General features: G+C 73.6%; 21 protein-coding genes. 7 read left to right on the top strand and 14 right to left on the bottom strand.

Annotation, left to right across the window (positions count from 1 at the left end; all coding sequences use genetic code 11):
* Positions 1-139: 139 nt before the first annotated feature.
* The 5 genes from I8N68_RS13555 to I8N68_RS13535 all read right to left on the bottom strand — a co-directional run bounded on the left by I8N68_RS13555 (position 140) and on the right by I8N68_RS13535 (position 8,576).
* Positions 140-1,549 carry a class II fumarate hydratase gene (locus I8N68_RS13555; protein ID WP_200210290.1) on the bottom strand — a complete coding sequence of 470 codons (1,410 nt, stop codon included), beginning with the start codon at positions 1,547-1,549 and terminating at the stop codon, positions 140-142.
* A 35-nt stretch (positions 1,550-1,584) separates the two neighbouring features.
* Positions 1,585-4,566: an AfsR/SARP family transcriptional regulator gene (locus tag I8N68_RS13550; protein WP_200210289.1), complete on the bottom strand. Its 2,982-nt coding sequence runs from the start codon at positions 4,564-4,566 to the stop codon at positions 1,585-1,587.
* Between the two features lie 256 nt (positions 4,567-4,822).
* A complete protein-coding gene (locus tag I8N68_RS13545; protein ID WP_200210287.1) occupies positions 4,823-6,490 on the bottom strand; it encodes a fumarate hydratase in 1,668 nt (555 codons plus the stop codon).
* Between the two features lie 85 nt (positions 6,491-6,575).
* Positions 6,576-8,003: an outer membrane protein assembly factor BamB family protein gene (locus tag I8N68_RS13540; RefSeq protein ID WP_200210286.1), complete on the bottom strand. Its 1,428-nt coding sequence runs from the start codon at positions 8,001-8,003 to the stop codon at positions 6,576-6,578.
* A 69-nt stretch (positions 8,004-8,072) separates the two neighbouring features.
* The gene (locus tag I8N68_RS13535) at positions 8,073-8,576 is read right to left on the bottom strand and encodes an Lrp/AsnC family transcriptional regulator (protein WP_200210285.1); all 504 of its coding nucleotides are present in this window, start codon (positions 8,574-8,576) and stop codon (positions 8,073-8,075) included.
* A 139-nt stretch (positions 8,577-8,715) separates the two neighbouring features.
* On the opposite strand from I8N68_RS13535, the gene hppD reads away from it, so the two are divergent.
* From hppD to hisC, 4 genes are read left to right on the top strand one after another with little or no spacing between them, the layout of a single operon-like run.
* Entirely contained in the window at positions 8,716-9,915 is a 1,200-nt protein-coding gene (gene hppD, locus I8N68_RS13530; RefSeq protein ID WP_200210283.1) for a 4-hydroxyphenylpyruvate dioxygenase, read from the top strand.
* 10 nt (positions 9,916-9,925) lie between these two features.
* Positions 9,926-10,654, top strand: coding sequence for an RDD family protein (locus tag I8N68_RS32805; RefSeq protein WP_200210282.1), 729 nt, complete (start codon positions 9,926-9,928; stop codon positions 10,652-10,654).
* The gene (locus tag I8N68_RS13520; protein ID WP_200210281.1) at positions 10,651-11,652 is read left to right on the top strand and encodes an RDD family protein; all 1,002 of its coding nucleotides are present in this window, start codon (positions 10,651-10,653) and stop codon (positions 11,650-11,652) included. The genes I8N68_RS32805 and I8N68_RS13520 overlap by 4 nt, the downstream gene beginning before the upstream one ends.
* Entirely contained in the window at positions 11,649-12,752 is a 1,104-nt protein-coding gene (hisC, locus tag I8N68_RS13515) for a histidinol-phosphate transaminase (protein ID WP_200210279.1), read from the top strand. The genes I8N68_RS13520 and hisC overlap by 4 nt, the downstream gene beginning before the upstream one ends.
* A 24-nt stretch (positions 12,753-12,776) precedes the next feature.
* Here the strand turns inward: hisC and I8N68_RS13510 are convergent, their stop codons facing one another.
* The 5 genes from I8N68_RS13510 to I8N68_RS13490 all read right to left on the bottom strand — a co-directional run bounded on the left by I8N68_RS13510 (position 12,777) and on the right by I8N68_RS13490 (position 17,106).
* A complete protein-coding gene (locus I8N68_RS13510) occupies positions 12,777-14,030 on the bottom strand; it encodes an outer membrane protein assembly factor BamB family protein (protein WP_200210277.1) in 1,254 nt (417 codons plus the stop codon).
* 68 nt (positions 14,031-14,098) lie between these two features.
* Entirely contained in the window at positions 14,099-14,581 is a 483-nt protein-coding gene (locus tag I8N68_RS13505) for an SRPBCC family protein (protein ID WP_200210276.1), read from the bottom strand.
* Between the two features lie 106 nt (positions 14,582-14,687).
* Positions 14,688-14,897, bottom strand: a complete 210-nt coding sequence (locus tag I8N68_RS13500; protein WP_200210275.1) for a DUF397 domain-containing protein — start codon at positions 14,895-14,897, stop codon at positions 14,688-14,690.
* A gap of 146 nt (positions 14,898-15,043) precedes the next feature.
* A complete protein-coding gene (gene fahA, locus I8N68_RS13495) occupies positions 15,044-16,243 on the bottom strand; it encodes a fumarylacetoacetase (protein ID WP_200210274.1) in 1,200 nt (399 codons plus the stop codon).
* On the bottom strand, positions 16,240-17,106 hold the full coding sequence (locus tag I8N68_RS13490) for a hypothetical protein (RefSeq protein ID WP_200210273.1): 867 nt from the start codon (positions 17,104-17,106) through the stop codon (positions 16,240-16,242). The genes fahA and I8N68_RS13490 overlap by 4 nt, the downstream gene beginning before the upstream one ends.
* Positions 17,107-17,200: 94 nt before the next feature.
* Between I8N68_RS13490 and I8N68_RS13485 the strand changes: the two genes are divergently transcribed.
* Positions 17,201-18,367: a homogentisate 1,2-dioxygenase gene (locus I8N68_RS13485; RefSeq protein ID WP_200210272.1), complete on the top strand. Its 1,167-nt coding sequence runs from the start codon at positions 17,201-17,203 to the stop codon at positions 18,365-18,367.
* Between the two features lie 22 nt (positions 18,368-18,389).
* On the opposite strand, the gene I8N68_RS13480 is transcribed toward I8N68_RS13485, so the two are convergent.
* Complete coding sequence (locus I8N68_RS13480; protein WP_200210271.1) at positions 18,390-19,415, bottom strand: tetratricopeptide repeat protein; 1,026 nt, start codon at positions 19,413-19,415, stop codon at positions 18,390-18,392.
* 17 nt (positions 19,416-19,432) lie between these two features.
* On the opposite strand from I8N68_RS13480, the gene I8N68_RS13475 reads away from it, so the two are divergent.
* Entirely contained in the window at positions 19,433-19,630 is a 198-nt protein-coding gene (locus I8N68_RS13475; RefSeq protein ID WP_200210331.1) for a hypothetical protein, read from the top strand.
* Between the two features lie 43 nt (positions 19,631-19,673).
* Here the strand turns inward: I8N68_RS13475 and ispF are convergent, their stop codons facing one another.
* The 3 genes from ispF to I8N68_RS13460 are packed head-to-tail and all read right to left on the bottom strand — an operon-like array spanning position 19,674 to position 21,408.
* A complete protein-coding gene (gene ispF, locus I8N68_RS13470) occupies positions 19,674-20,156 on the bottom strand; it encodes a 2-C-methyl-D-erythritol 2,4-cyclodiphosphate synthase (protein WP_200210270.1) in 483 nt (160 codons plus the stop codon).
* A 16-nt stretch (positions 20,157-20,172) separates the two neighbouring features.
* Positions 20,173-20,868, bottom strand: coding sequence for a 2-C-methyl-D-erythritol 4-phosphate cytidylyltransferase (gene ispD, locus I8N68_RS13465; protein ID WP_200210269.1), 696 nt, complete (start codon positions 20,866-20,868; stop codon positions 20,173-20,175).
* Between the two features lie 54 nt (positions 20,869-20,922).
* Positions 20,923-21,408, bottom strand: coding sequence for a CarD family transcriptional regulator (locus tag I8N68_RS13460; RefSeq protein ID WP_089012187.1), 486 nt, complete (start codon positions 21,406-21,408; stop codon positions 20,923-20,925).
* Positions 21,409-21,734: 326 nt separating this feature from the next.
* Here I8N68_RS13460 and I8N68_RS13455 point away from each other — a divergent pair, with 326 nt between their 5' ends.
* Positions 21,735-22,466 carry a hypothetical protein gene (locus I8N68_RS13455; protein WP_200210268.1) on the top strand — a complete coding sequence of 244 codons (732 nt, stop codon included), beginning with the start codon at positions 21,735-21,737 and terminating at the stop codon, positions 22,464-22,466.
* Positions 22,467-22,469: the final 3 nt, after the last annotated feature.

The following is a 22,469-nucleotide window of genomic DNA, read 5'->3' as shown; positions in this document are numbered from 1 at the left end:
GCGTACGCGTCGAAGGCGAGCACGGGACGGCCGGGTCCTTGCGGTCCAACCCCGCCGGGGTGATGTCGCAGACGATTCAGCTCCACAGGAGGCGCACACCATGCCCCGGCCCGCCGTTCCGGCCTGCCCCTCTGGCGGGTCAGGGGTGGGTCATCCGGAGCAGGTCGAGGGCCTCGTCGAGCTGGGTCTCGGAGAGCTTCCCCGAGTCCACATGCCCCCGGGCGATCACCACCTCGCGGATGGAGATCTGCTTGGCCAGCGCCTCCTTGGCGATCGAGGCGGCCTCGTCGTACCCGAGGTGGCGGTTGAGCGGAGTGACGATCGACGGCGAGCCCTCCGCGTACGCGAGACAGACCTCGGCGTCCGCGACCAGGCCGACCACCAGGCGGTCGGCGAAGAGCCGGCTCGACGCGGCCAGCAGCCGGATCGATTCGAGCAGGTTGCGGCCCATCACCGGGAGCATCACGTTCAGCTCGAAGTCGCCCTGCGAGCCGGCGAAGGCCACCGTGGCGTCGTTGCCGATCACCTGCGCGCAGACCTGCCGCATCGCCTCGGCCACCACTGGGTTCACCTTGCCGGGCATGATGGACGAGCCGGGCTGGAGATCCGGGATGCGCAGCTCGCGCAGGCCGGCCCGGGGGCCGGAACCCATCCAGCGGATGTCGTTCGCCATCTTGTAGAGCCCGACCGTGATGGTGCGGAGCTGGCCGGACGCCTCCACCAGCGCGTCCCGGGCACCCTGCGCCTCGAAGTGGTTGCGCGCCTCGGTCAGCGGCAGCCCGGTCGAGGCGCGCAGCTTCTCGATCACCTTCGCGGCGAAGCCGAGCGGGGTGTTGATGCCGGTGCCCACCGCCGTGCCACCGAGCGGCAGCTCGGCCAGTCGGTGCAGCATCCCCTCCAACCGCTCCACGCCGTAGCGGACCTGGGCGGCGTACCCGCCGAACTCCTGCCCGAGGGTGACCGGGGTGGCGTCCATCAGGTGGGTCCGCCCGGCCTTGACCACGGTCTCGAACTCGACCGCCTTGCCCTGCAGCGCCCCGGCCAGGTGCGCGAGCGCCGGAATTAGGTCCTCCATCACCGCCTGGGTGGCGGCCAGGTGGATCGAGGACGGGAAGACGTCGTTGCTGGACTGAGAGGCGTTCACGTCGTCGTTCGGGTGGACGCTGCGGCCCAGCTCCCGGGCGGCGAGGGTGGCGATCACCTCGTTGGCGTTCATGTTGGACGAGGTCCCGGAGCCGGTCTGGAAGACGTCCACCGGGAACTGGTCGTCGTAGCCGCCGTCGGCCACGTGCGCGGCGGCGGTGGCGATCGCCTCGGCCACGTCCGCGGCGATCACGCCCAGCTCGCCGTTCACCTGGGCGGCGGCGCCCTTGATCTGGGCCAGGGCCTTGATCTGGGCGGGTTCGAGGCCCCGCCCGGAGATCGGGAAGTTCTGCACCGCGCGCTGGGTCTGCGCCCGCCACAGCGCCTCGGCGGGCACCTCCACCTCGCCCATCGAGTCGCGTTCGATCCGGTAACCGGTCGCCTCTGGAGTCGTCACGCGTACCATCCTGCCGCGCCCGTCGCCGGCTCGCAGATGATCGCTCAGTCCAGCTCGGCGAGGAGCCGGACCACCTCCTCGCCGTCCGGCGACCCGACCTGGCGGAACAGGGCCAGCGCCCGGGTCCAGTGGGACCGGGCCGCCGCCAGGTCGGTGTCCCGGAGGCACCGGGCGATCCCGTCCAGCGCCCGGGCCTGCTCGTAGCGAGCGCCGAACCGGGTGGCGTCGGTGAGCACTCGGCGGTGCAGGTCCAGCGCGCTGGCCACGTCCCCCTGGTCGCGCATCGCCCGGGCCAACAGGTTGCGTGAGGCGCACTGACCGATCCGGTCCCCCACCTCGGTCATCTCGACCAGCGCCGCACGGTGCCGGGCCGCCGCCACCTCCGGCCGACCCAGCGAGCGCTCGATCGCCCCCAGCTCGTTGAGCAGCTCGCCCACCCCGTAGTGGTTGCCGAGCCGGCGCTTCCAGCGCAGCGCCACCTCCAGCCGGCGCACCGCGACCCCGGCGTGCCCGAGCCGCGCCCGGGCCATCCCGACGTGCCCGATCCCGTTCGCCACGTCGTGCAGCGTGCCGACGTCGCGGGACAGCGCGAGCTGTCGGCGGGACACCAGCAGCGCCTCCTCAGCGCGCCCGGCCATCAGCAGGATCGCCGCCTTGTTGGTGAAGAGCGCCACGGTCCCCCGGCCGTGGCCGGCGGCGCGCAGCAGCACCAGCGCCCGGTCGAGGTGGCTGAGTGCGCTCGTCATGTCGCCACCGATGGCGCAGACGATCGCGGCGTTCTTGTGGGTGCCGGCGCGGGCGATGGGGTCGCCCAGCCGCTCCCGCAGCCGCAGGGCGGTCTCCATGGAGGTGAGCGCCTCCTGGTAGCGGGCGAGGCGGTGGTAGCCGGACGCGAGATAGTTGTGCATCGTCGCCACCGCGTCATCGTCGCCCAGGCGCTCGGCGGCCCGCAGACCGATGGTGTGCGCCTCGATCAGCTCGTCGAGGTGGCCGCCGGCGAACCAGTGGCTCCAGCAGGCCCGCGCCAGCTGCCAGCAGTACCGGAGCTGACCCTCCTCCTCGGCCAGTCGGACCAGCGCGACCAGGGTGGTGCGGTTCTCGTCGAGCCAGTCGAGGCCCTGGGACCGGCACACCTCGATCAGGTCCGGGCGGGCCACCGGGGATAGGGGCAGGGCCGCCGCGCTCGCCGACCGGTCGACCAGGCGGGCGAGTTCGGCGCCGGCCTGCAGGTGGAAGTCGAGCAGCCGCTTTACCGCCGCCGGCCGCTCCACCGCGGCGTCGGGCTCCGCCAGCCGGTGCCGAGCGAAGTCCCGGACCAGGTCGTGGAAGCGGAACCGGCCCGGCTCCGGCTCGTCGGCGAGGTGCGCGTCGACCAGGCCGTCCAGCAGGTCCTGCGCGTCGGGTATCGGCAGGTCGGCGAGCGCCGCCGCCACCCGGTTGTCGAAGAACGCCCCCGGATGCAGCGCCAGCAGCCGGAACATCCGCTGCGAGGCGGGGCCGAGCTGCGCGTACGACAGGGCGAAGGCCTGACCGACGGAGCGCTCGCCGGCCGACAGCTCCGTCAACGCGTCCCGGCCGGTGACGAGCCGGTCCGCCAGGTCCCGAACCCGCCACCGGGGCCGGTGGGCGAGCCGGGCGCCGGCCAGCCGGATCGCCAGCGGCAGGTGACCGCAGCGCCGGGCCACCTCGGCGGCCGCCTCCGGCTCGGCGGCCACCCGATCGGCGCCGACCACCCGGCCGAGCAGCTCTACCGCCTCCTCCGGATCGAGTACGGCCAGCGACCACGGCTTGCCGCCGTCCAGCCCGGTGAGCCGGCGGCGGCTGGTGATCATGGTGAGGCAGTCCCGGCCGTTGGGGAGCAGCGGCGCGACCTGGGCGGCGCTGGCGGCGTTGTCGAGCACCACGATCGCCCGCCGCCCGGAGAGCTCGCTGCGCCACAGGGCCGCGCGCTCGTCGGTGTCGGCGGGGATCCGCTCGCCGGGGACGCCGAGCTGGCGGAGCAGCCCGGCGAGGGCGGCGGCCGGCGGCACCGGTTCGCGGTCGCTGTGGCCGTGCAGGTCGATGAAGAGGTGCGCGTCGGGGTAGCGGCCGCGCAGGGCGGTCGCCACGTGCACGGCCAGGGTGGTCTTGCCGCTGCCGGCCATGCCGTCGATCAGCTGGATCCGGGCGTCGTCCTCCTCGATCTCCTTCACCAGCCGGGCCACCGTCTCCTGCCGTCCGGTGAAGTCGCTGATCGCCCGGGGCAGTGCCCGAACCGGGGTGAACGACCGCTCCTCCGGAGCGCTGAGCGCCAGGTCGCCGGCGAGCACCCGCTGGTGCAGCTCCTGGAGCGCGGCGCCGGGTTCGATGCCCAGCTCCTCGGCGTAGATCCGGCGACCCTCGCGGTAGACGGCGAGCGCATCGGCCTGCCGACCCACCGAGGAGAGGGCGAGCATCAGCTGGCCACGCAGCCGCTCCCGCAACGGGTGCGCCTCGACGATCTCGGTCAGTTCGTCGACCAGGTCGGCCGCCTGCCGCAGCCGCAGCTCGACGTCGACGCACTCCTCCAACGCCGTCAGGCGCTGCTCGTCGAGGGCCTGCGCCCGGCGGCGCACACTGCGGCTGGCGATCCCGCTCAGCGCCGGGCCGCGCCAGAGCGCCAACGCGGACCGGTAGTGCCGGCGGGCCTCGGCCGACCGGCCCGCGGCCACCGCGACCCGGGCGGCCTCCACGCCCCGGGCGAAGACCTCGGCGTCCAGGTCGGTCGGTTGGACCCGGATCCCGTACCCGACCGGGTCGGTGATGATGGTCTCCGGCGGCAGTCCGAGCCGGCCGAGCCGCTGTCGCAATCGCGACACGCAGATCTGCAGCTGGGCGCGGGCGGTGGCGGGCGGCCGCTCCTCCCAGACCGCGTCGACCAGCTCGTCGGGGGGCACCACCCGACCGGCGCGCAGCAGCAGCATGGCGAGCACGGCCCGGTCCCGACCTGCGGTGATGGTGGCTTCGCCACCACCGACCCGCAGGGGTCCCAGGATCCCGAACCGCATCTGCGCCCCCGCACGCCGTCTGTCGACTTTCACAGCGTAGCCCGCCGGTAACAGGTCGCCCGGGCCAGGCGATAGCGATGTGATAGCGGATCGACAGCGACAGGGCCGACACTCGGTCCGGGTTGTCGGTGACGGCATCCGACGGGGGCGGTGCGCCCGACCGGTATCGCCCGGTCGGGCGCACCGATGTCGATGAGCGGCAGACGACGAAGGGGCGCCGGGCTGCTGCCCGACGCCCCTTCCAGCCGTCCCGCGGTCAGCGCCGCCCGACGGTCAGTACCGGCTTGGTGACCTCGGCGAAGAAGTCGTTGCCCTTGTCGTCGACGACGATGAAGGCCGGGAAGTCCTCCACCTCGATCTTCCAGACCGCCTCCATGCCCAGCTCCGGGTATTCCAGGACCTCGACGTGCTTGATGCAGTCCTGAGCCAGGCGGGCCGCCGGCCCGCCGATCGAGCCGAGGTAGAAACCGCCGTACTGCTGGCAGGCGCGGGTGACCTGGGCGGAGCGGTTGCCCTTCGCGAGCATCACCTGGGAGCCTCCCGCGGCCTGGAACTTCTCCACATAGGCGTCCATCCGGCCGGCGGTGGTCGGGCCGAACGAGCCGGAAGCGTACCCCTCCGGGGTCTTGGCCGGACCGGCGTAGTAGACGGCGTGGTCGCGCAGGTACTGCGGCATCGGCTCGCCCGCGTCCAGCCGCTCGGCGATCTTCGCGTGCGCGATGTCCCGGGCCACGACGAGCGGGCCGGTCAGCGAGAGCCGGGTCTTCACCGGGTACTTGGACAGCTCGGCGCGGATCTCGTCCATCGGCCGGTTCAGGTCGACCCGGACCACCGTCTCGGCGTCCAGCGTCTCGTCGGTGACGTCGGGCAGGAAGCGCGCCGGGTCGGTCTCGAGCCGCTCCAGCCAGACGCCCGACGGGGTGATCTTGGCGACCGCCTGCCGGTCGGCCGAGCAGGAGACGGCGATCGCCACCGGGCAGGAGGCGCCGTGCCGGGGCAGCCGGACCACCCGGACGTCGTGGCAGAAGTACCGGCCGCCGAACTGCGCGCCGATGCCGAAGTTGCGGGTCAGCTCCAGCACCTCCGCCTCCAGCTCCAGGTCGCGGAAGCCGTGCGCGGTCATCGAGCCGGAGGTGGGGAGGCTGTCCAGGTACTTCGCGGAGGCGTACTTGGCGGTCTTCAACGCGTACTCGGCGGAGGTGCCGCCGATGACGATGGCCAGGTGGTACGGCGGGCAGGCGGAGGTGCCAATCAGCCGCAGCTTCTCTTCCAGGAACTGCATCATCCGGGTCGGATTCAGCAGCGCCTTGGTCTCCTGGTAGAGGTACGACTTGTTGGCCGAGCCGCCGCCCTTGGCCATGAAGAGGAACTTGTACGCGTCCGGGTGCCCGTCCGGGTCCTCGGCGTAGAGCTCCACCTGCGCGGGCAGGTTGCTGCCGGTGTTCCGCTCGTCCCACATGGTCAGCGGGGCGAGCTGGCTGTAGCGCAGGTTCAGCTTCGTGTACGCCTGGTAGACGCCCCGGGAGATGGCCTCGGCGTCGGTGCCGTCGGTGAGCACGTGCCGGCCGCGCTTGCCCATCACGATGGCGGTGCCGGTGTCCTGGCACATCGGCAGCACCCCGCCGGCGGCGATGTTGGCGTTGCGCAGCAGGTCCAGCGCGACGAACCGGTCGTTCGGCGAGGCGGCCGGGTCGCCGATGATCGACCGGAGCTGGGTCAGGTGCGCCGGGCGGAGGAAGTGGGCGATGTCGTGCATCGCCTCGGCGGTCAGGGTGGTCAGGGCGGAGGGCTCCACGGTGAGGAACCGGCGGCCACCCGGGCCGTTGACGACATCGACGCCCTCGTCGGTGACCAGGCGGTACTCCGTCTGATCGGGACCGGTCGGCAGCAAGGGGGCGTACGAGAACGCGGCGGCACTGCTCATGAGCGAAAAGCCTAGGGCAGAGCGGTCGATCGTCGACACCCGCCGGGTGGGTGCTGGGACGCCGCTCTCACCCGGTGCCGTCGACTCAGTCGCAGAGTTCCCGCTTGGGCCCGCAGCTGCCCTCGTCGGAGGGGGGCTGCCAGGTGCTGCCCGGGTTCGGGCCGGGGAGGTCGCCCTCGTCGGGCGGGGGCGGCGGCACGGTGGCACCGGCGCCCCAGCGGACGTACCCGATCTCCCGTCCCTCCCCGATGATCATGCCGGTGGGGCCGACGGCCAGGGCGTTCGCCGAGGTCCGCAGGACCGCCAGCTCGCGACCCGTACGCGGGTCGACGGCGATCAGCCGGGACGGCTTCTCCTCGGCGATCACCGCCGCGTACGGGGTGAGCGCCGCGCCGCTCTTCCCCCCGGCGGCGCGGGTCCACCTGGTCCGGTCCACGGACAGCTCCCGGCCGAGGAGGGAGCGCTTGTCGGCGCTGCGCACCACCGCGTACCGATCGTCGACGGCGAGCAGTTTCTCCCCGTCGGCGCCGACCTGGAGCAGTCGGCCGTCGTACCCGTCGATGACCGCCTCGCGGCCGTCCGGGCCGACCCCGATCAGCACGTTGCGGGCGCCCTGCGGGTCCTCCCGCTGCACGCACCCGGCGTAGTCGGCGGTGCGCAGGTTCAGCCCGGTACGCCGCCACACCTCCTGCCCGGTGGCCGGGTCGTGGGCGGCGACGGTGAAGTAGCAGGTGCCGTCGCGGGAGGTGGCGGTGATCCGGAGCAGGCGTCCACCGATCACTGCCAGCCGCTCCTCCCGGCCGGGCTGGACGTTCTGCAGCACCCGGCCGGTGGCGGTGTCCACCACGTGCACCCGCCCGTCGACGGGGAAGCCGAGCAGCGGCGGCACCGACTCCGGGCCGGCCACCCCGCCGTCGATGCGCGGCGTGGTGAGCCGCCGGCTGCCGAGCAGGTCCGGGTTGTCGGCGAGCAGGCCGCTGTGCACCCCGGGCAGGAACGCGGTCCACAGTGGCTGGGTGCCGCGCGGGTCCCAGGCGCTCAGCGTGCAGTCGGTGGGCTCGACGCAGCGGACGTCGAGGATCGCGTTGCGGTACGTCCACACCGCCACCGCGTCGCCGTCCCGCCGCCGGACCACCCCGGTGCCGGGGTCGAGCAGTTCGTACCCCTTGACCAGCAGCTTTCCCACGGCGACGACCGGGTCCCGGTCGCCGCCGGCCACCGCCGACCAGTCCGCCTTGCGCTCCCAGAGCTGGGTGCCGGTGGCCAGGCTGCGCGCCTCCACCCGGGTGCGCTGCTCGACGATGACGGTGTCACCGGCAATGGTGACGCTCTTCGGCGTGCCGCCGACCCGCTGCTGCCAGACCAGGTCCGGCTCGGAGATCGGCTGGCTCCGGTCGACCCAGTCCCACACGGCCGGGAACGGGTTCCACACCCCCGTCGAGGTCAGCACGACCACGGTGATGAGCCCCAGCAGCAACCAGCCGCGTACGCCAAGGCCCTTCACACCGCACACCGTAGCGACGATCACCGCCCCGCCGAGCCCGCGCAGGGCCGTGTCGCCGCGCTTTCTTCCCCCGCCGGGTCATGCCCCGGACGGCCCGCCGCGCACGGCCGAGCGGACGAGGGGCAGGGTGCGGTAGGGGATCTGCTCGGCCAGGGCGATGATCGTGGACGCTCGGGTGATGCCGGCGGAGGAGACGATCTGGTCGATCACCCGCTGGAGGTCGGTGTTCGATCTCGCCACGATGCGGCAGAGCAGGTCGCTGGAGCCGGTGATGGTGTGCGCCTCCAGCACCTCCGGGATGGCGGCCAGGTGGGCGGTGACCGGGTCGTGGCCGTGCCGCTGGCTGATCTCCAGGGTGACGAAGCTGGTCACGCCGAAGCCGATCGCGGCCGGGGAGATGTCCGGCCCGAAGCCGGCGATCACCCCCCGCTCGACCAGCTTGTCCAGCCGGGCCTGGACGGTGCCCCGGGCCACGCCGAGCCGCCGGGAGCACTCCAGCACCCCGATCCGCGGCTCCTCGGCGAGCAGATCGATCAACCGCACATCCAGCTCATCGAGCTGTACATCTTGACCAGCGTTCACAGCTCAACACCCTACCGAATGCGCAACCTGACCAGCATTTCGGCGAAGGGTTGCCCAACGGGTCGTCGCCCGGCGATCCTCGCCACACGAGCAACCAACGGCGGCCCACGAGGCCGGCCGGTACGCAAGGGAGGCCACCATGACCCAGGCGATCGACCGACCGACCGACGAGGTCGACGTCGACGCGCTCGTCGGCGCCGTCGACCACGACATCAGCCGCGACCCGTTCCCGGTCAAGGGCCTCGACCACGTGCACTTCCTGGTCGGCAACGCCAAGCAGGCCGCGCACTACTACTCCACCGCGTTCGGCATGACCTGCGTGGCGTACCGGGGGCCGGAGCAGGGCTACCGGGACCACGCCCAGTGCGTGTTGACCAGCGGCTCGGCCCGGTTCGTGCTGACCGGCGCGGTCCGCCCCGACGCCGAGGGCGCCGAGCACGTCGCCAAGCACAGCGACGGCGTCTCCGACATCGCGCTGGAGGTCCCCGACGTCGACGCCGCGTACGCGCACGCCACCGCGCAGGGCGCGACCGGCCTGCTCGAGCCGCACGACGTCGCCGACGAGCACGGCACCGTCCGGCTGGCCGCCATCGCCGCGTACGGCGACACCCGGCACACCCTGGTCGACCGGTCCCGCTACACCGGCCCGTTCCTGCCCGGCTTCGTCGCGCGCGGCCCGATCGTGGACCGGCAGCCGATGATCGACGCCGGCATCCAGCCGAAGCGCTTCTTCCAGGCGATCGACCACGTGGTCGGCAACGTCGAGCTCGGCAAGATGGACGAGTGGGTGGAGTTCTACAAGCGGGTCATGGGCTTCAGCAACATGGCCGAGTTCATCGGCGACGACATCGCCACCGACTACTCCGCGCTGATGAGCAAGGTCGTCGCCAGCGGCACCCGCAAGGTGAAGTTCCCGCTGAACGAGCCGGCCATCGCCCGCAAGAAGTCGCAGATCGACGAGTACCTGGAGTTCTACCAGGGCCCGGGCGCCCAGCACATCGCCGTCGCCACCAACGACATCCTGGCCAGCGTCGACGCGATGCGGGCCGCGGGCGTCGAGTTCCTGGCCACCCCGGACTCGTACTACGACGACCCGGAGCTGCGCGCCCGTATCGGCAAGGTGCGGGTGCCGATCGAGGAGCTGAAGGCCCGCAAGATCCTGGTCGACCGGGACGAGGACGGCTACCTGCTCCAGATCTTCACCAAGCCGGTGCAGGACCGCCCGACCGTCTTCTTCGAGCTGATCGAGCGGCACGGCTCGCTGGGCTTCGGCAAGGGCAACTTCAAGGCCCTGTTCGAGGCCATCGAGCGGGAGCAGGAAGCCCGCGGCAACCTGTAACACTGTCGGCGTGACACAGCCTCCCCCGAGCACCACGCCGCCGCCCGCCGGGCCGCCGCCCGCGGGCGGCGGCTTCGCGCCGCCCACCGGCCCGACCCCCCTGCGGTACGCGGCACCGGCGCAGCACGTCCCACCGCCGTACGCCGGGCTGCCTGCCTACCCGGGCCCCGGGCCCGGCTGGGCGCCGCACCCGGCCTTCCCGCCCCCACCGCTGGCGCCGAACGGGCAGCCGCTGGCCAGCTTCACCGACCGGCTGCTCGCCTGGCTGATCGACACCGCCGTGGCGAGCCTGCTGGCGATGGTGCTCTTCCTGCCGTTCTTCGCGTGGATCTGGTACCGCATGTTCACCGAGATGGTGAAGGTCAACCCGGACGGGACGATGGGCGAGCCGGACCCGGCCCGGATGATGGGCGAATTCATCGTCCCGCTGCTGCTCGCCGAGGCCGGACTGTTCCTGGTCCTCCTGGTCTTCTACTGGCTCTACCACGTCGAGTACGCCCGCCGCAGCGGCCAGACGCTCGGCAAGAAGCTGATGAAGATCCGGATCGTCCCGATCGACCCGGCGGGCACCCTGACCCGGGGCGCCCTGGGCCGCCGGTACCTCATCGAGTTCGTCGCCGGCTCGCTGGTGCCCTTCCTCAACTACCTCGACGGGTTCTGGCAGCTCTGGGACAAGCCCTGGCAGCAGTGCCTGCATGACAAGTTTGCCGGCACCGTCGTCGTTAAGGTTGCTCCGTGACTGTGCAACCCGGCTGGTACGTCGACCCCGCCGAGCCCGAGACCAGACGGTACTGGGACGGCGAGGGGTGGATCGGCGCGCCGATCCCGGTCGACGCCACCCCGCCCGAGGGCCCGCCGCCGCCCGAACCCGCGCCGGCCCCCGCCCCCGCTGCCGTACCGGCCGGGCCCGGCCCGCATCCCGGGCCCCCCGCCGCCGGCCCCGGCCACCCGACCGGCCCCGGCCACCCGACCGGCCCCGGTTACCCGACCGGCCCCGGTTACGGACCGCCGAGTTACGGGCCGCCCGGCCCGGGCTATGGGCCGCCGCCGGGGTACGGGCCGCCCGGAGCGGGGCGCCCGCAGGGTCCGCCACCGGGCTGGCCGTACCCGACCTGGCCGGGACGGCTCCCCGAGCCCCGGCCGCACGGGCTGCGGCTCGCCTCGTTCGGCGTCCGCCTGGTTGCCCGCCTCATCGACTTCGGGATCGTGTTCCTGCTCAACGCCGCGGTGAACGGCTGGTTCGTCTGGCAGTTCGCCCTCGGGTACGCCCCCGTCTGGCGGGAGGGATGGCGGCGGGCCAGCACGGGTGACACCACCACGGAGCCGCTGCCGCCCCCCGGGGAACAGACCACCGGCCTCCTGGTCGTCATCCTGGTGATCGCCACCGCGCTCTGGTTCGCCTACGAGGTGCCGTCGATGGCGGCCCGGGGGCAGACCTTCGGCAAGCGGGTGATGCGGGTCCGGGCGGTGCCGGTCGAGGCCGACCAGCCGCTCGGCTTCGGCCGGGCCACCCGGCGGTGGAGCACCCTCGGCCTGCCCACCCTGCTCTGGTACTGCTGCGGGCTCGGCCTGCTCCTCCAGCTCGTCGACGCGGTCTCCCCGCTCTTCGATCACCCGCTGCGTCAGGCGCTGCACGACAAGCGTGCGCAGACCGTGGTGGTGCAGGTCCCCCGCGCCACGCCCGACACCCGTACCGCCCCGCGCGACCGCGCCAATCCCCCGGGAGACACCCCATGACCGACACCGGACGTCACCAGCCGCCGCTGCGGCTGACCCGCGCCGACCTCGACGCGCTCCCCAACTACGTGCCCGGCCGCAGCCCCGCCGACCTGGCCCGCGAGCTGGGCCTGGACGAGGCGATCAAGCTGGCCAGCAACGAGGTGCCGTACGGGCCGCTGCCCGGCGTGGTGGAGGCGGTCACCGAGGCGGTGACCGGGTCGCACCGGTACCCGGACATGGGCGTGGTGGCGCTGCGCCAGGCACTCGCGGAGCGGTACGGCGTGGACGCCGACCGGATCGCCACCGGCTGCGGCTCGGTGGCGCTGGCCGAGCACCTGGTCCGGGCCACCTGCCTCCCCGGCGACGAGCTGCTCTACGCGTGGCGGTCGTTCGAGGCGTACCCGATCATCGCGGCGACCAGCGGCGCGACCAGCGTGCGGGTGCCCAACGACGCCGGCCACGGCCACGACCTGGCGTCGATGGCCGCGGCGGTGACCGACCGGACCCGGATGATCCTGGTCTGCAACCCGAACAACCCCACCGGTACCGCGGTGCGCAAGGCCGAGCTGGACCGCTTCCTCGACGCGGTGCCGGACGACGTGCTCGTGGTGATCGACGAGGCGTACCGGGAGTTCGTCACCGATCCCGAGGTGCCGGACGGCCTGACCTACCTGGACCGGCCGAACGTCGTCGTGCTGCGCACCCTGTCGAAGGCGTGGGGGCTGGCCGGCCTGCGGATCGGCTTCCTCGTCGCCGCCCCGGAGGTGGCCGCCGCCGTCCGCAAGGTGGTCACCCCGTTCTCCACCAGCATGGCCGCCCAGGCCGGCGCGCTGGCCGCGCTGGCGCAGGCCGACGAGGTGGAGCGCCGCTGCGCGCTGGTCGTCGCCGAGCGGGACCGGGTCACCGAGGCGCTGCGCAAGTTCGTCCCGGACGTGCCGGCCAGCCAGGCCAACTTCGTCTGGCTGCCGCTCGGCGAGCGGGCGGTGGAGTTCGGCAAGGCGTGCGAGGCGCGCGGCGTGATCGTCCGGCCGTTCGCCGGCGACGGGGTCCGGGTCACCATCGGCACCCCGGCCGAGAACGACGCCTTCCTCGCCGCCGCCGAGTCGGCGCTGGCCTGACCTGCCGGCTGCTCGCCGCCGCCGCTACGTCGCGGCGAGCAGCACCGGCTCGGCCATCAGGAAGTACGCCTGGTCGTCGTCGTCCGGCCCGGCCCGCTCCCGAACCCGTTCCAGCGCGAGATAGCCGTCGGCCGCGTACGCCCGCCCGGGTACCCAGCCGATCCCGTCGCGACCGATGTCCATCGCGAACCGGGACCGCTCCGCACCGGTGACCGGGTCGAGGGTGACCAGGTCCTTCCGGTCGGTCAGCAGGTGCACCAGGCCCGGCTCGACCGCGATGATCCGGACCGGCCCGAGGTCGCCCCGGCGCCACAGCTCCTCGCCGGTCCGGGCGGACCGGCCGGTGATCACGCCCGCGGTGGTGCCGATGGCCCGCTCGCCGTCGAGTTCCGCGTCCGCCCCGTCGAGGGCGGGCGCGGCCACCGGGTTGCCGGGGCCGACCAGCCAGCCCCGGCCGCTGCCGTCGCTGCGACCCGAGATGCGCAGGCCGCGGCAGCCGGAGTGCCCCTGCCGGCAACCGACCGGGGTCACCACGAACTCGTCCGGGGCGTCCGGGGGACGCCAGCGGGTGCGTACCGCGCCGGTCGCCGGGTCCCGGAACTCGACCGTCTCCGGGCCGTCACAGGCGTCCAACCCGAGCACCTCACCGGTGGCGGTGGTGCCCGCGGCGCCGATGCAGCCCCGCTCCCGGTCGATCCGCCAGAGCCGGCGGCCGTCGGCCAGGTCGTACCCGTCGAGCTGTCCGGCGCCGGCGGCGACCAGCACGGCCCGGCCGTCGGCGGCACGGGCGACGTGCAGCCCGGCCGGGCCCCAGACCGTCGAGGCGTAGGTGCGGCGCGACTCTGGCAGCTCCGCCGCCTCCGGCCCGTCGGCCCGCCAGGCCACCCGCCCGGTACGCGCGTCCAGCGCCACCAACTTCCCGTCGGACCAGCGGCTGACCACGGTGGTGCCGTCGGCGAGCACCCCGTCGAGCTTCGCCGGCCAGCGCCGGTACGACCAGAACGGGGTGACCCGGTGCTTCCCGTCGACCGGCTGGTCGGCGTACAACTGGCGGGTGCCGGCGTAGACCCGGAGCCGGCCGTCCACGATCAGCGGGGCCACCGGCAGCCGGCCGATCACCCCCACCTGGGGGGTGGCCGCGGCCGGGTACGCGCGCCGGGCGACCGTGGTGACCTCGGCGGGCGCCAGTACCCGGTAGACGACGGCGGCGGCCGCGCCGACGGCGAGCACCGCCGCGAGCGCTGTCACGACCCGCCGTCGTCCCATCGGGAACCCCATGCCGCACCTCCGCCCGGCACCCTACCCAGCCGAACCCCGCATCCCCCGGTCAGGTGGAAGCGAGTCGATCAGGCGGCCTCGGCGGAGGAGGCGGGGGCCACGGCGAGGGCCAGGTCGGCGAGGTCGCGGCGGAGGGCGCCCTCGACCGCGCGGGCGGCGAGGCCGCCGAGGATCAAGGCGAGCACCCGGCCGTAGCGGGCGGTCGGCACGGCCTCCTGCTCGACGGTGACCGCCGTGCAGCCCCGCCGCCGCCGCTCGACCGTGCGCAGGGTCCAGGTGATCCGGTAGTCCACGCCCGCCCCGGGCGAGCTGAGCACCAGCCGGTGCGGGGCGACGGCCTCCACCACGAGGAACTCCTCGGACTGCTCACCGCCGCCCGGCCGGAGGCGGGTCTCCCGCCACGCGGTGCCGGCGGCGAAGGGACCCGTGGTGAGCACCTCGACCGCGCCGACGGCGGAGAGCCAGCCGGCCCGGGCGGAGAGGTCGGTGAGGAGCCGCCAGACGTCGACGTCCCCCGCCTCGATGAATTCGGTAACGGTCACCGTCGACATGGCACCTCCCGTGTTGTCCACGGTACGGCCCGTGAACGGGAAACGGGGAGCCCTCGGTGACATTTCCGTCCCCGGTGCCCCGATCGGGCACCGGGGACGGGTGGGTTCAGCGGCGGAAGGCCCCGCCACGGATCGCGGTGACGAACGCCGTCCAGCCCGGTGGGCTGACCGCGAGCGTCGGCCCCGACCGGTCCTTCGAGTCGCGTACCCCGACCAGGCCGTGCGCGACGACCACGTTGGCCGCCACCTCCACGCAGAGGCCCTGGTCGTTGGAACGGCTGCTGGTGCGCCAGATGGCGCCGGTCAGCTCGGTCATCCTGCTACCTCCGGTCCACTCGGTCGCCACGGGACCGGCCGGGGACGGCGCGGCGTGGCGACGGAATCCGCGACGATCAACGCGGAAAGCGCTGCCCCCGGTCGCACAGCGGGTGCGACCGGGGACCGGTGGGCGGAGGGGGCGGTTCAGCGGGCGGGCAGGATCCGCCCGGTGACCTCGCCGAGGGCGATGGTGGTGCCGTCCGGACCGGGCGCGGTGGCGGTGACGGTGACCGTGTCGCCGTCCTCCAGGAAGGTCCGGGTGCCGCCGTCGGCGAACTTGACCGGCTCGGCGCCGCCCCAGGTCAGCTCCAGGAACGAGCCGACCTGGCCACGGTCCGGCCCGGAGACGGTGCCGGAGGCGTAGAGGTCGCCGGTACGCAGCGACGCGCCGTTGACGGTGAGGTGGGCGAGCTGCTGGGCCGGCGTCCAGTACATGGTGGCGAAGGGCGGCTCGCTGACCCGCTCGCCGTTCCACTCGACCGCCAGCCGGAGATCGAGCCCGAGGTGCGGGGTGTCGTGCAGGTACTCCTGCACCGGTGGGTCCTGGTCGGGGGCGGGCACGAAGGCGTCGGCCAGCGCGTCCAGCGGGGTCACCCAGGCCGAGACCGAGGTGGCGAAGGACTTGCCGAGGAACGGACCGAGCGGCTGGTACTCCCAGGCCTGGATGTCGCGGGCGGACCAGTCGTTGACCAGCACCACACCGAAGACGTGATCGGCGAAGTCGGCCACGGAGACCCGGTCGCCCAGCACGCTCGGCACCCCGACGACGAAGCCCACCTCGGCCTCGATGTCCAGGCGTACGGAGGCGCCGGTGGTCGGGCCCTGCGCGCTGGCCCGCTGGCCACGGGGGCGGACGACCGGGGTGCCGGAGACCACCACGCTGCCGGCCCGGCCGTGGTAACCGATCGGTAGGTGCTTCCAGTTGGGCAGCAGCGGCGGCTGCCCGGGGCGGAAGATCTGCCCGACGTTGCCCGCGTGGTGCTCCGACGAGTAGAAGTCGACGTAGTCGGCGACCTCGAACGGGAGCAGCAGCTCCACCTCGCGCAGCGGCACCAGCAGCGGCTCCACCGCCGGCCGCTGACCGGTGTCGGTGAGCAGCTCGGTGACCCGCTGCCGGACGGCCGTCCACTGGGGGCGGCCCAGCGCCATGAAATCGTTCAGCGTGGGCCGGCGGAGCGCCCCGGCGGCCAGCACCAGCCTGGCCGCCTCGGCGCCGGCCAGGTCCAGCACGAAGTCGGCGATCCGTACGCCGATCCGCGGCTCCTGCCCGCCGCGCCGGAACACCCCGTACGGCAGGTTGGTCACCCCGTACGGCGAACCGTCGGCACCCGTCACCCAGGTCATTCGTCGTATCCCCCGTTCACCAGCCCCAGCCGGATCAGATCGGTCAGTGGTTCCTCGATGCTGCACGAGCCGTACCCGATCCAGAGCGGACGCGCCGCGTCGCGCTCGGCCCGGGCCCTCTCGACGACCCGGACCGGGTCGGTGGCGGCGAGCAGCCCGGCCACCGCGTCCACCTCGGCGCCCCCGGCGGCGGCGAGCGCGGCGGCGAGCACGTTGACGAAGCCGTGGTGGGTGAAGCCGGTCTCCGGGTCCCGGTGCCGCACCGCGTGGTGCAGCCCGGCGGTCAACTTGAACGGCAGCTCCCGGTCGCGGCACGCGCAGATCACCGCGGCCAGCTCGATCGGTGTCGGGAAGAGCTCGGCGGCCAGCCCGCCGGTGCGGAACTTCGCCGCGACCGGCGCGCCGGCGGCTCGCGCCTCGGCGAGCGCGTCCAGCGCGCTCATCAGCCCGAAGGTCAGCGGGACCTCGGCGTAGCAGGACTCGACGGCCCGCGTCTTGTCGATCAGTTGGAGCAGCGCCGCGACGCCGGGCGACGGGTCTTCGCCGCGCTTGGCGACCGGCACCTCGAGCTGGCGGACGGTGACGCCGTCGGGCGCCAGGAACGACAGGGCGACGGGCAGGCCGTCGATGCCGGTGTCACCGATCAGGCCGATCACGTAACCCTCGGCCGGGTCGACCAGGCTCAGCTCACCGGCGGTGACCGCCGAGGCGGGCAGCAGCAGCGGGCCGACCAGGTCGGCGTACCAGGCGCTGCGGTGCCGCCGGTGGGCGACCACGGCGTCCGGCAGCGGCGCGCTGCCGGGCGGGAAGACGGCGGCGTCGTCGACGAGACCGGCGAAGAGGCGGGGCACCTGCGTTGACACGAGACAAGAATTTACGGGACGCTACAAGGAACGGACAACAGCGTCCGATTATCGGACGTTGCCGGCCGGAGAACGGGACATATCGGGAGGCGAAGTGCCGTACTACCGCAGCGTCGGTGAGGTGCCCCGCAAGCGCCACACCCAGTTCCGCCAGCCCGACGGCAGCCTCTACGCCGAGGAACTGGTCGGTCAGGAGGGCTTCTCCTCCGACTCGTCCCTGCTCTACCACCGGTACGCGCCGACCGCGATCATCGCCGCCGAGGAGTTCACCCCACCCGCCTTCACCCGGATGCCCAACCTGCCGCTCAAGCCGCGTCACCTGCGCACCCACAAGCTCGACGGGACGGGCGCGGACCCGGTGCTCGGCCGGCAGTACCTGCTCGCCAACGACGACGTCCGGATCGCGTACGTGCTGGCCGACCGGCCGTCCCCGCTGTTCCGCGACGCCACCGGCGACCACTGCCTCTACCTGGAGTCCGGCTCGCTGCGGGTGGAGTCGCCGTTCGGCGTGCTGGACGCGGTCGCCGGCGACTACGTCATCATCCCCACCTCGACCATCCACCGCCTGGTGCCCACCGGCGACGAGCCGACCCGGCTGCTGGCGATCGAGGCGACCGGCCACATCGGCCCGCCCAAGCGCTACCTCTCCGTGCGCGGCCAGTTCCTGGAGCATTCGCCGTACTGCGAACGGGACGTCCGCGGGCCGGACGCGCCGCTGCTGGTCGACGGCGAGGACGTCGAGGTGCTGGTCCGGCACCGGCGCGGGTGGACCCGCTACACCTACGCCCACCACCCGTTCGACGTGGTCGGCTGGGACGGGCACATGTACCCGTGGGCCTTCTCCATCCACGACTTCGAGCCGATCACCGGCCGGATCCACCAGCCGCCGCCCGTGCACCAGACCTTCCAGGGCCCGAACTTCGTGATCTGCTCCTTCGTGCCCCGCAAGGTGGACTACCACCCGGACGCCATCCCGGTGCCGTACAACCACCACAACGTCGACTCCGACGAGATGCTCTTCTACACCGGCGGCAACTACGAGGCCCGGCGCGGCTCCGGCATCGAGCAGGGCTCCATCTCCCTGCACCCGTCCGGCTTCACCCACGGCCCGCAGCCGGGTGCCGCCGAACGCGCGATCGGCGTCGACTTCTTCGACGAGCTCGCCGTCATGGTCGACACCTTCCGCCCGCTCGACCTCTGTGACGCCGCGACGGCCTCCGAGGACTCCGGCTACGCCTGGACCTGGGCGCGCCGCCCCTAGCCGCGGTGCGGTTGTCGCCGGATCACCGGGACGAACGGGCGAACACCGCGAACGCGGCCAGGGCGGTGGCGGCGATCGCCCCGACCAGCGGCCACGGCGTCCCGACCAGCGCGTAGAGCAGGAGCAGCACCGGCCCGGCGGCCACCGCGTAGAGCGCCAGCGCGAGCGTGCGGTCGGTGCGGAGCAGGCCGGGCAGGATCGTGCGGACCAGCCCGGGCACCCGGGTCGAGTGCCGCCACACCACCAGCGCCCCGCCGAGCGCGGCCAGCGCGGCGAAGACCCGGGACGAGCCCGGCCCGGCCGGGGCCAGGAAGGCGACCAGCACGGTCGCGACCAGCGACCAACCGGCGCCGTACAGCACCAGCCGGCGCAGGGCGTCCGAGATCGTACGCCGGGAGTCCGCCCGCGCCGGGTCCAGCGCGGCCGCCTCGGCCAGGTGCTCCAGCGCCTCGGCGTAACGGCGCTGCTCCAGCCGGATCACGCCCATGTCGTGCCGGGCCACGGCGAGTTGCGGGTCCAGCCGCAGCGCCTCCCGGTAGGCCCGTTCGGCGAGGTCGAACACCCCGAGCCGGGCCGACACCAGGCCCAGCACCAGGTGCGCCTGCGGCTCCTCCGGGGCCAGCTCGACACCCCGCCAGGCGGCGTTGAGCGCCTGCTGCCCGTTGCGCGAGCCGGCCAGGATCGCGGCGGCGCTGCGCTGGGCGTACGCGTCGGTCGGGCCCAGCGCCAGGATCTCGTCGGCGGTGCTTGCGGCGGCCTTGTACTCGCCCAGGTCGGTCAGCGCGAACCCGCGCGCGACCAGCGGCGGCACCGCGTCCGGAGCGGCGGCTGCGGCCGCGTCGGCGGCGGTGAGCGCCTCGGCGGAGCGGTCGGCGGCGAGGTGCACCCGGGCCAGCATGGTCAGCGCCTCGGCGTTCGCCGGGTCCATCGCGATCGCGAAGCCCAGCTCCCCGGCGGCCTCGTCGTAGCGACCGAGCTCGGCGAGGAGCTGCGCACGCTGGAGATAGCCGTCGGCAGCGGACTGGTCGGGGGTGGCGTCACTCGACATCCAGCGAGCCTAGTGCGATGTGCCGGGGCGCCGCCGGGACGTCGCGGCCCGCTCGCCGACCGGCGATCCAGTCGTCGACCAGACCGGCGTGGCCGGCCCACACGGCGCTGTGGCTCGTCGACGGTCAGTTCAAGGTGGAGTTCACCCCGACCTACGAGAAGACCATCACCATGCGCCACGGCACCACCCACCACGTCTGCACCGACGTGGACTGAGCCGGGTGGACGGTCGGGGGCCTGGGCGACCGGGTCCCCGACGTCAGGCCGTCGGCGCCTCGTACACCAGGGCCACCGCGATGCCGGTGAGCCCTTCGCCGCGGCCGGTGAAGCCGAGGCCGTCGGTGGTGGCGGCGGAGACGGTGACCGGAGCGCCGACCGCCTCGGAGAGCACCCGCTGCGCCTCGGCGCGGCGCGGACCGATCTTGGGCCGGTTGCCGATCACCTGGACCGAGACGTTGCCGATCCGGAACCCGGCCGCGCGCACCCGTCGGGCGCTCTCGGTGAGCAGCGCCGCCCCCGGCGCACCGGCCCACTCGGGCTGGTCGACGCCGAAGTTGGCGCCCAGGTCGCCGAGACCGGCCGCGGAGAGCAGGGCGTTGCAGGCGGCGTGGGCGGCCACATCCGCGTCGGAGTGGCCGGCAAGGCCGTCCTGGCCCGGCCAGTGCAGGCCGGCCACCCAGCAGGGCCGGCCTGCTTCGAAGGCGTGCACGTCCGTGCCGATGGCCACCCGAGGAACGATCATGAGCCGAGGGTACGCATCAGGCCCCGGCCGCCAGCAGGTGCTCGGCGAGGGCCAGGTCGAACGGTCGGGTGATCTTGAGGGCGTGCTCGGAGCCGGGTACGCAGACCACCGGGACGCCCTGCTTCTCCACCAGGCCGGCGTCGTCGGTCAGCGGGTCACCCGCGGCGGCGTGCGCGGCGGTCAGCACGGACCGGCGGAAGCCCTGCGGCGTCTGCACCGCCCGCAACGCTGACCGGTCGACCGTGCCGAGGACGCGCTCCCCGGCGCCGACCTCCTTGATCGTGTCGACCACGGGGAGGACCGGGATCACCGCGTCATGGCCCGAGCGGACCGCCGCCGCCACGGATTCGACCAGCTCGGGCGGGGTGAGCGCGCGGGCGGCATCGTGCACGAGAACGATCTCCGGGCCGGCGGGGACCGCGGCCAGCGCGGCGGCCACCGACGCCTGCCGCTCCGCCCCGCCGGGGACCACGGTCACCGGCGCCACCGGCGCCAGCATCGCCCGGACCGACTCGACGTCGGCGGCCGGGGCGGCCACCACGATGGTGTGCACGGCGGGTGCCGCGGCGATCCGGCGTACCGCGTGCACCAGCAGCGGCTCGCCGGCCAGCGGCCGGAGCGCCTTGGGCGCGCCCGGGCCCAGCCGTACGCCGGCACCGGCCGCAGGAACGAGGACCGCGACGTCACCGCGCGGATTGAGCTGCGCGGTCACGTCGCGGTCCTCGGATTTCTTTGCTACGGGGTGGGTACGACGATGCTGCGGGGACTAGGCCTCGCCCAGCACCTTGTCAAGCAGCGACTCCGCCTCGTCCTTGGTGCTCTTCTCCGCCAGCGCGACCTCACCGACGAGGATGTCCCGGGCCTTGGCGAGCATGCGCTTCTCGCCCGCGGACAGGCCCCGCTCCCGCTCCCGGCGCCACAGGTCGCGGACGACCTCGGCGACCTTCAGCGGGTTACCGGAAGCCAGCTTCTCCAAATTCGCCTTGTAACGCCGCGACCAGTTGGTCGGCTCCTCGGTGTGCGGTGCACGGAGCACGTCGAAGACCTTGCCCAGGCCCTCTTCGCCGACCACCTCGCGCACACCCACGATCTCGGCGTTCTCGGCGGGCACCCGGACCGTCAGGTCACCCTGCGCGACCCGCAGGACGAGGTACTGCTTAGGCTCGCCCTTGATGACCCGAGTCTCGATTGCCTCGATGAGTGCGGCCCCGTGGTGGGGGTAAACAACGGTCTCGCCGACACTGAAAACCATAGGTTCGAAACCCCTTTCGCTGTGTCTAGGGTAACACGCTCAGGCACCGATGTCTCACCGCTGTCCTGACCGTTGGCGCAGCTCAGGGGCCCTGTGAGAGGTATTTCTTCAGCTTGACAGGCGGTCAAACCGATGGTTTCAACACGCTCCGTGACCAACGGATGACAACCCGGTAGGAGGAGCGGAGCGTCGATATCTAGGGCGATGCGCTCTCCCATGGTATCCCGCCGATCCGAGGCGCGCCCAGGTGTAGCGGTACGCCGGTCGGTGCGGGACGCTGGAGGTGGACACGACGTCCGCTCACCGCGACGGTTCCTGGGGGTCCGATGGGCATGCCTGACGCAGAGGGCCACGGCCCGCCGGACGGGCTGCCCGACCTGCCCCCGGAGTGGGGTCGGGTGGTCGTACCGGACGACGCCTCCGCGCTCGCCGAGGAGGCCCGGCAGCTCCGCCGCGAGCTGCGCCAGTCCCGGCTACGCGCCACCTGGCGCCGCCGGCTGGGCCTGACTCCCCGCGCCGACGGCCGCCCCCCGCTCGCCCTGCCGGTCCTGATCCTGGTGGTCGCCGTGCTCACCACCCTCGGCGGGCTGGCCGCGGTCACCTGGCCCCGGTCGTCCCGCTCCGGCGGCAGCCCGACCGTGGTCCCGTACCCGGCGGCGACCCCCGCCACCATCGGTCCGCTGCCCGCGCTGGACCTGGTCGGCGCCGACGACACCCCGGTGCCGCTGCGCGCCCTGCTGCCGGCGGTGATCCTCCTGGTCGACGCCTGTGCCTGCGCCGACCGGGTGGCCGAGGCGGCCAGCGTCGTACCGCCCGGTGTCAGCGTGGTCACCGTGGCCGGTGGCCGGGACGTACGCCCCGTTCCCTCGACCGCGCGAGCGCCGGTACGCGCCCTGGCCGACCCGGCCGGCGGCCTGCGCGCGTACCTCCACCTGCCCGCCCGCCCCGGCGCGGCGACCGCGCTGCTGGTGGACCGGGAGGGCACCCTGGTCCGGGTGGTGCCGGTGCTGAACAGCGTCGAGGAGTATCGCGTCGACCTGGCCCGCCTCGCCGGCTGACCG

The sequence above is a fragment of the Micromonospora coerulea genome (genome assembly GCF_016598485.1).
GTDB lineage: Bacteria > Actinomycetota > Actinomycetes > Mycobacteriales > Micromonosporaceae > Micromonospora > Micromonospora coerulea.
This window is presented reverse-complemented; position numbering and strand designations above follow the sequence as displayed.

Bases quoted from the DNA above. Each gene is read 5' to 3' on its own strand.
- I8N68_RS13555 (WP_200210290.1), bottom strand. From the start codon at position 1,549: ATGGTACGCGTGACGACTCCAGAGGCGACCGGTTACCGGATCGAACGC.
- I8N68_RS13550 (WP_200210289.1), bottom strand. From the start codon at position 4,566: ATGCGGTTCGGGATCCTGGGACCCCTGCGGGTCGGTGGTGGCGAAGCC.
- I8N68_RS13545 (WP_200210287.1), bottom strand. From the start codon at position 6,490: ATGAGCAGTGCCGCCGCGTTCTCGTACGCCCCCTTGCTGCCGACCGGT.
- hppD (WP_200210283.1), top strand. From the start codon at position 8,716: ATGACCCAGGCGATCGACCGACCGACCGACGAGGTCGACGTCGACGCG.
- hisC (WP_200210279.1), top strand. From the start codon at position 11,649: ATGACCGACACCGGACGTCACCAGCCGCCGCTGCGGCTGACCCGCGCC.
- I8N68_RS13510 (WP_200210277.1), bottom strand. From the start codon at position 14,030: ATGGGGTTCCCGATGGGACGACGGCGGGTCGTGACAGCGCTCGCGGCG.
- I8N68_RS13505 (WP_200210276.1), bottom strand. From the start codon at position 14,581: ATGTCGACGGTGACCGTTACCGAATTCATCGAGGCGGGGGACGTCGAC.
- I8N68_RS13500 (WP_200210275.1), bottom strand. From the start codon at position 14,897: ATGACCGAGCTGACCGGCGCCATCTGGCGCACCAGCAGCCGTTCCAAC.
- fahA (WP_200210274.1), bottom strand. From the start codon at position 16,243: ATGACCTGGGTGACGGGTGCCGACGGTTCGCCGTACGGGGTGACCAAC.
- I8N68_RS13480 (WP_200210271.1), bottom strand. From the start codon at position 19,415: ATGTCGAGTGACGCCACCCCCGACCAGTCCGCTGCCGACGGCTATCTC.
- I8N68_RS13475 (WP_200210331.1), top strand. From the start codon at position 19,433: ATGTGCCGGGGCGCCGCCGGGACGTCGCGGCCCGCTCGCCGACCGGCG.
- ispF (WP_200210270.1), bottom strand. From the start codon at position 20,156: ATGATCGTTCCTCGGGTGGCCATCGGCACGGACGTGCACGCCTTCGAA.
- I8N68_RS13460 (WP_089012187.1), bottom strand. From the start codon at position 21,408: ATGGTTTTCAGTGTCGGCGAGACCGTTGTTTACCCCCACCACGGGGCC.
- I8N68_RS13455 (WP_200210268.1), top strand. From the start codon at position 21,735: ATGGGCATGCCTGACGCAGAGGGCCACGGCCCGCCGGACGGGCTGCCC.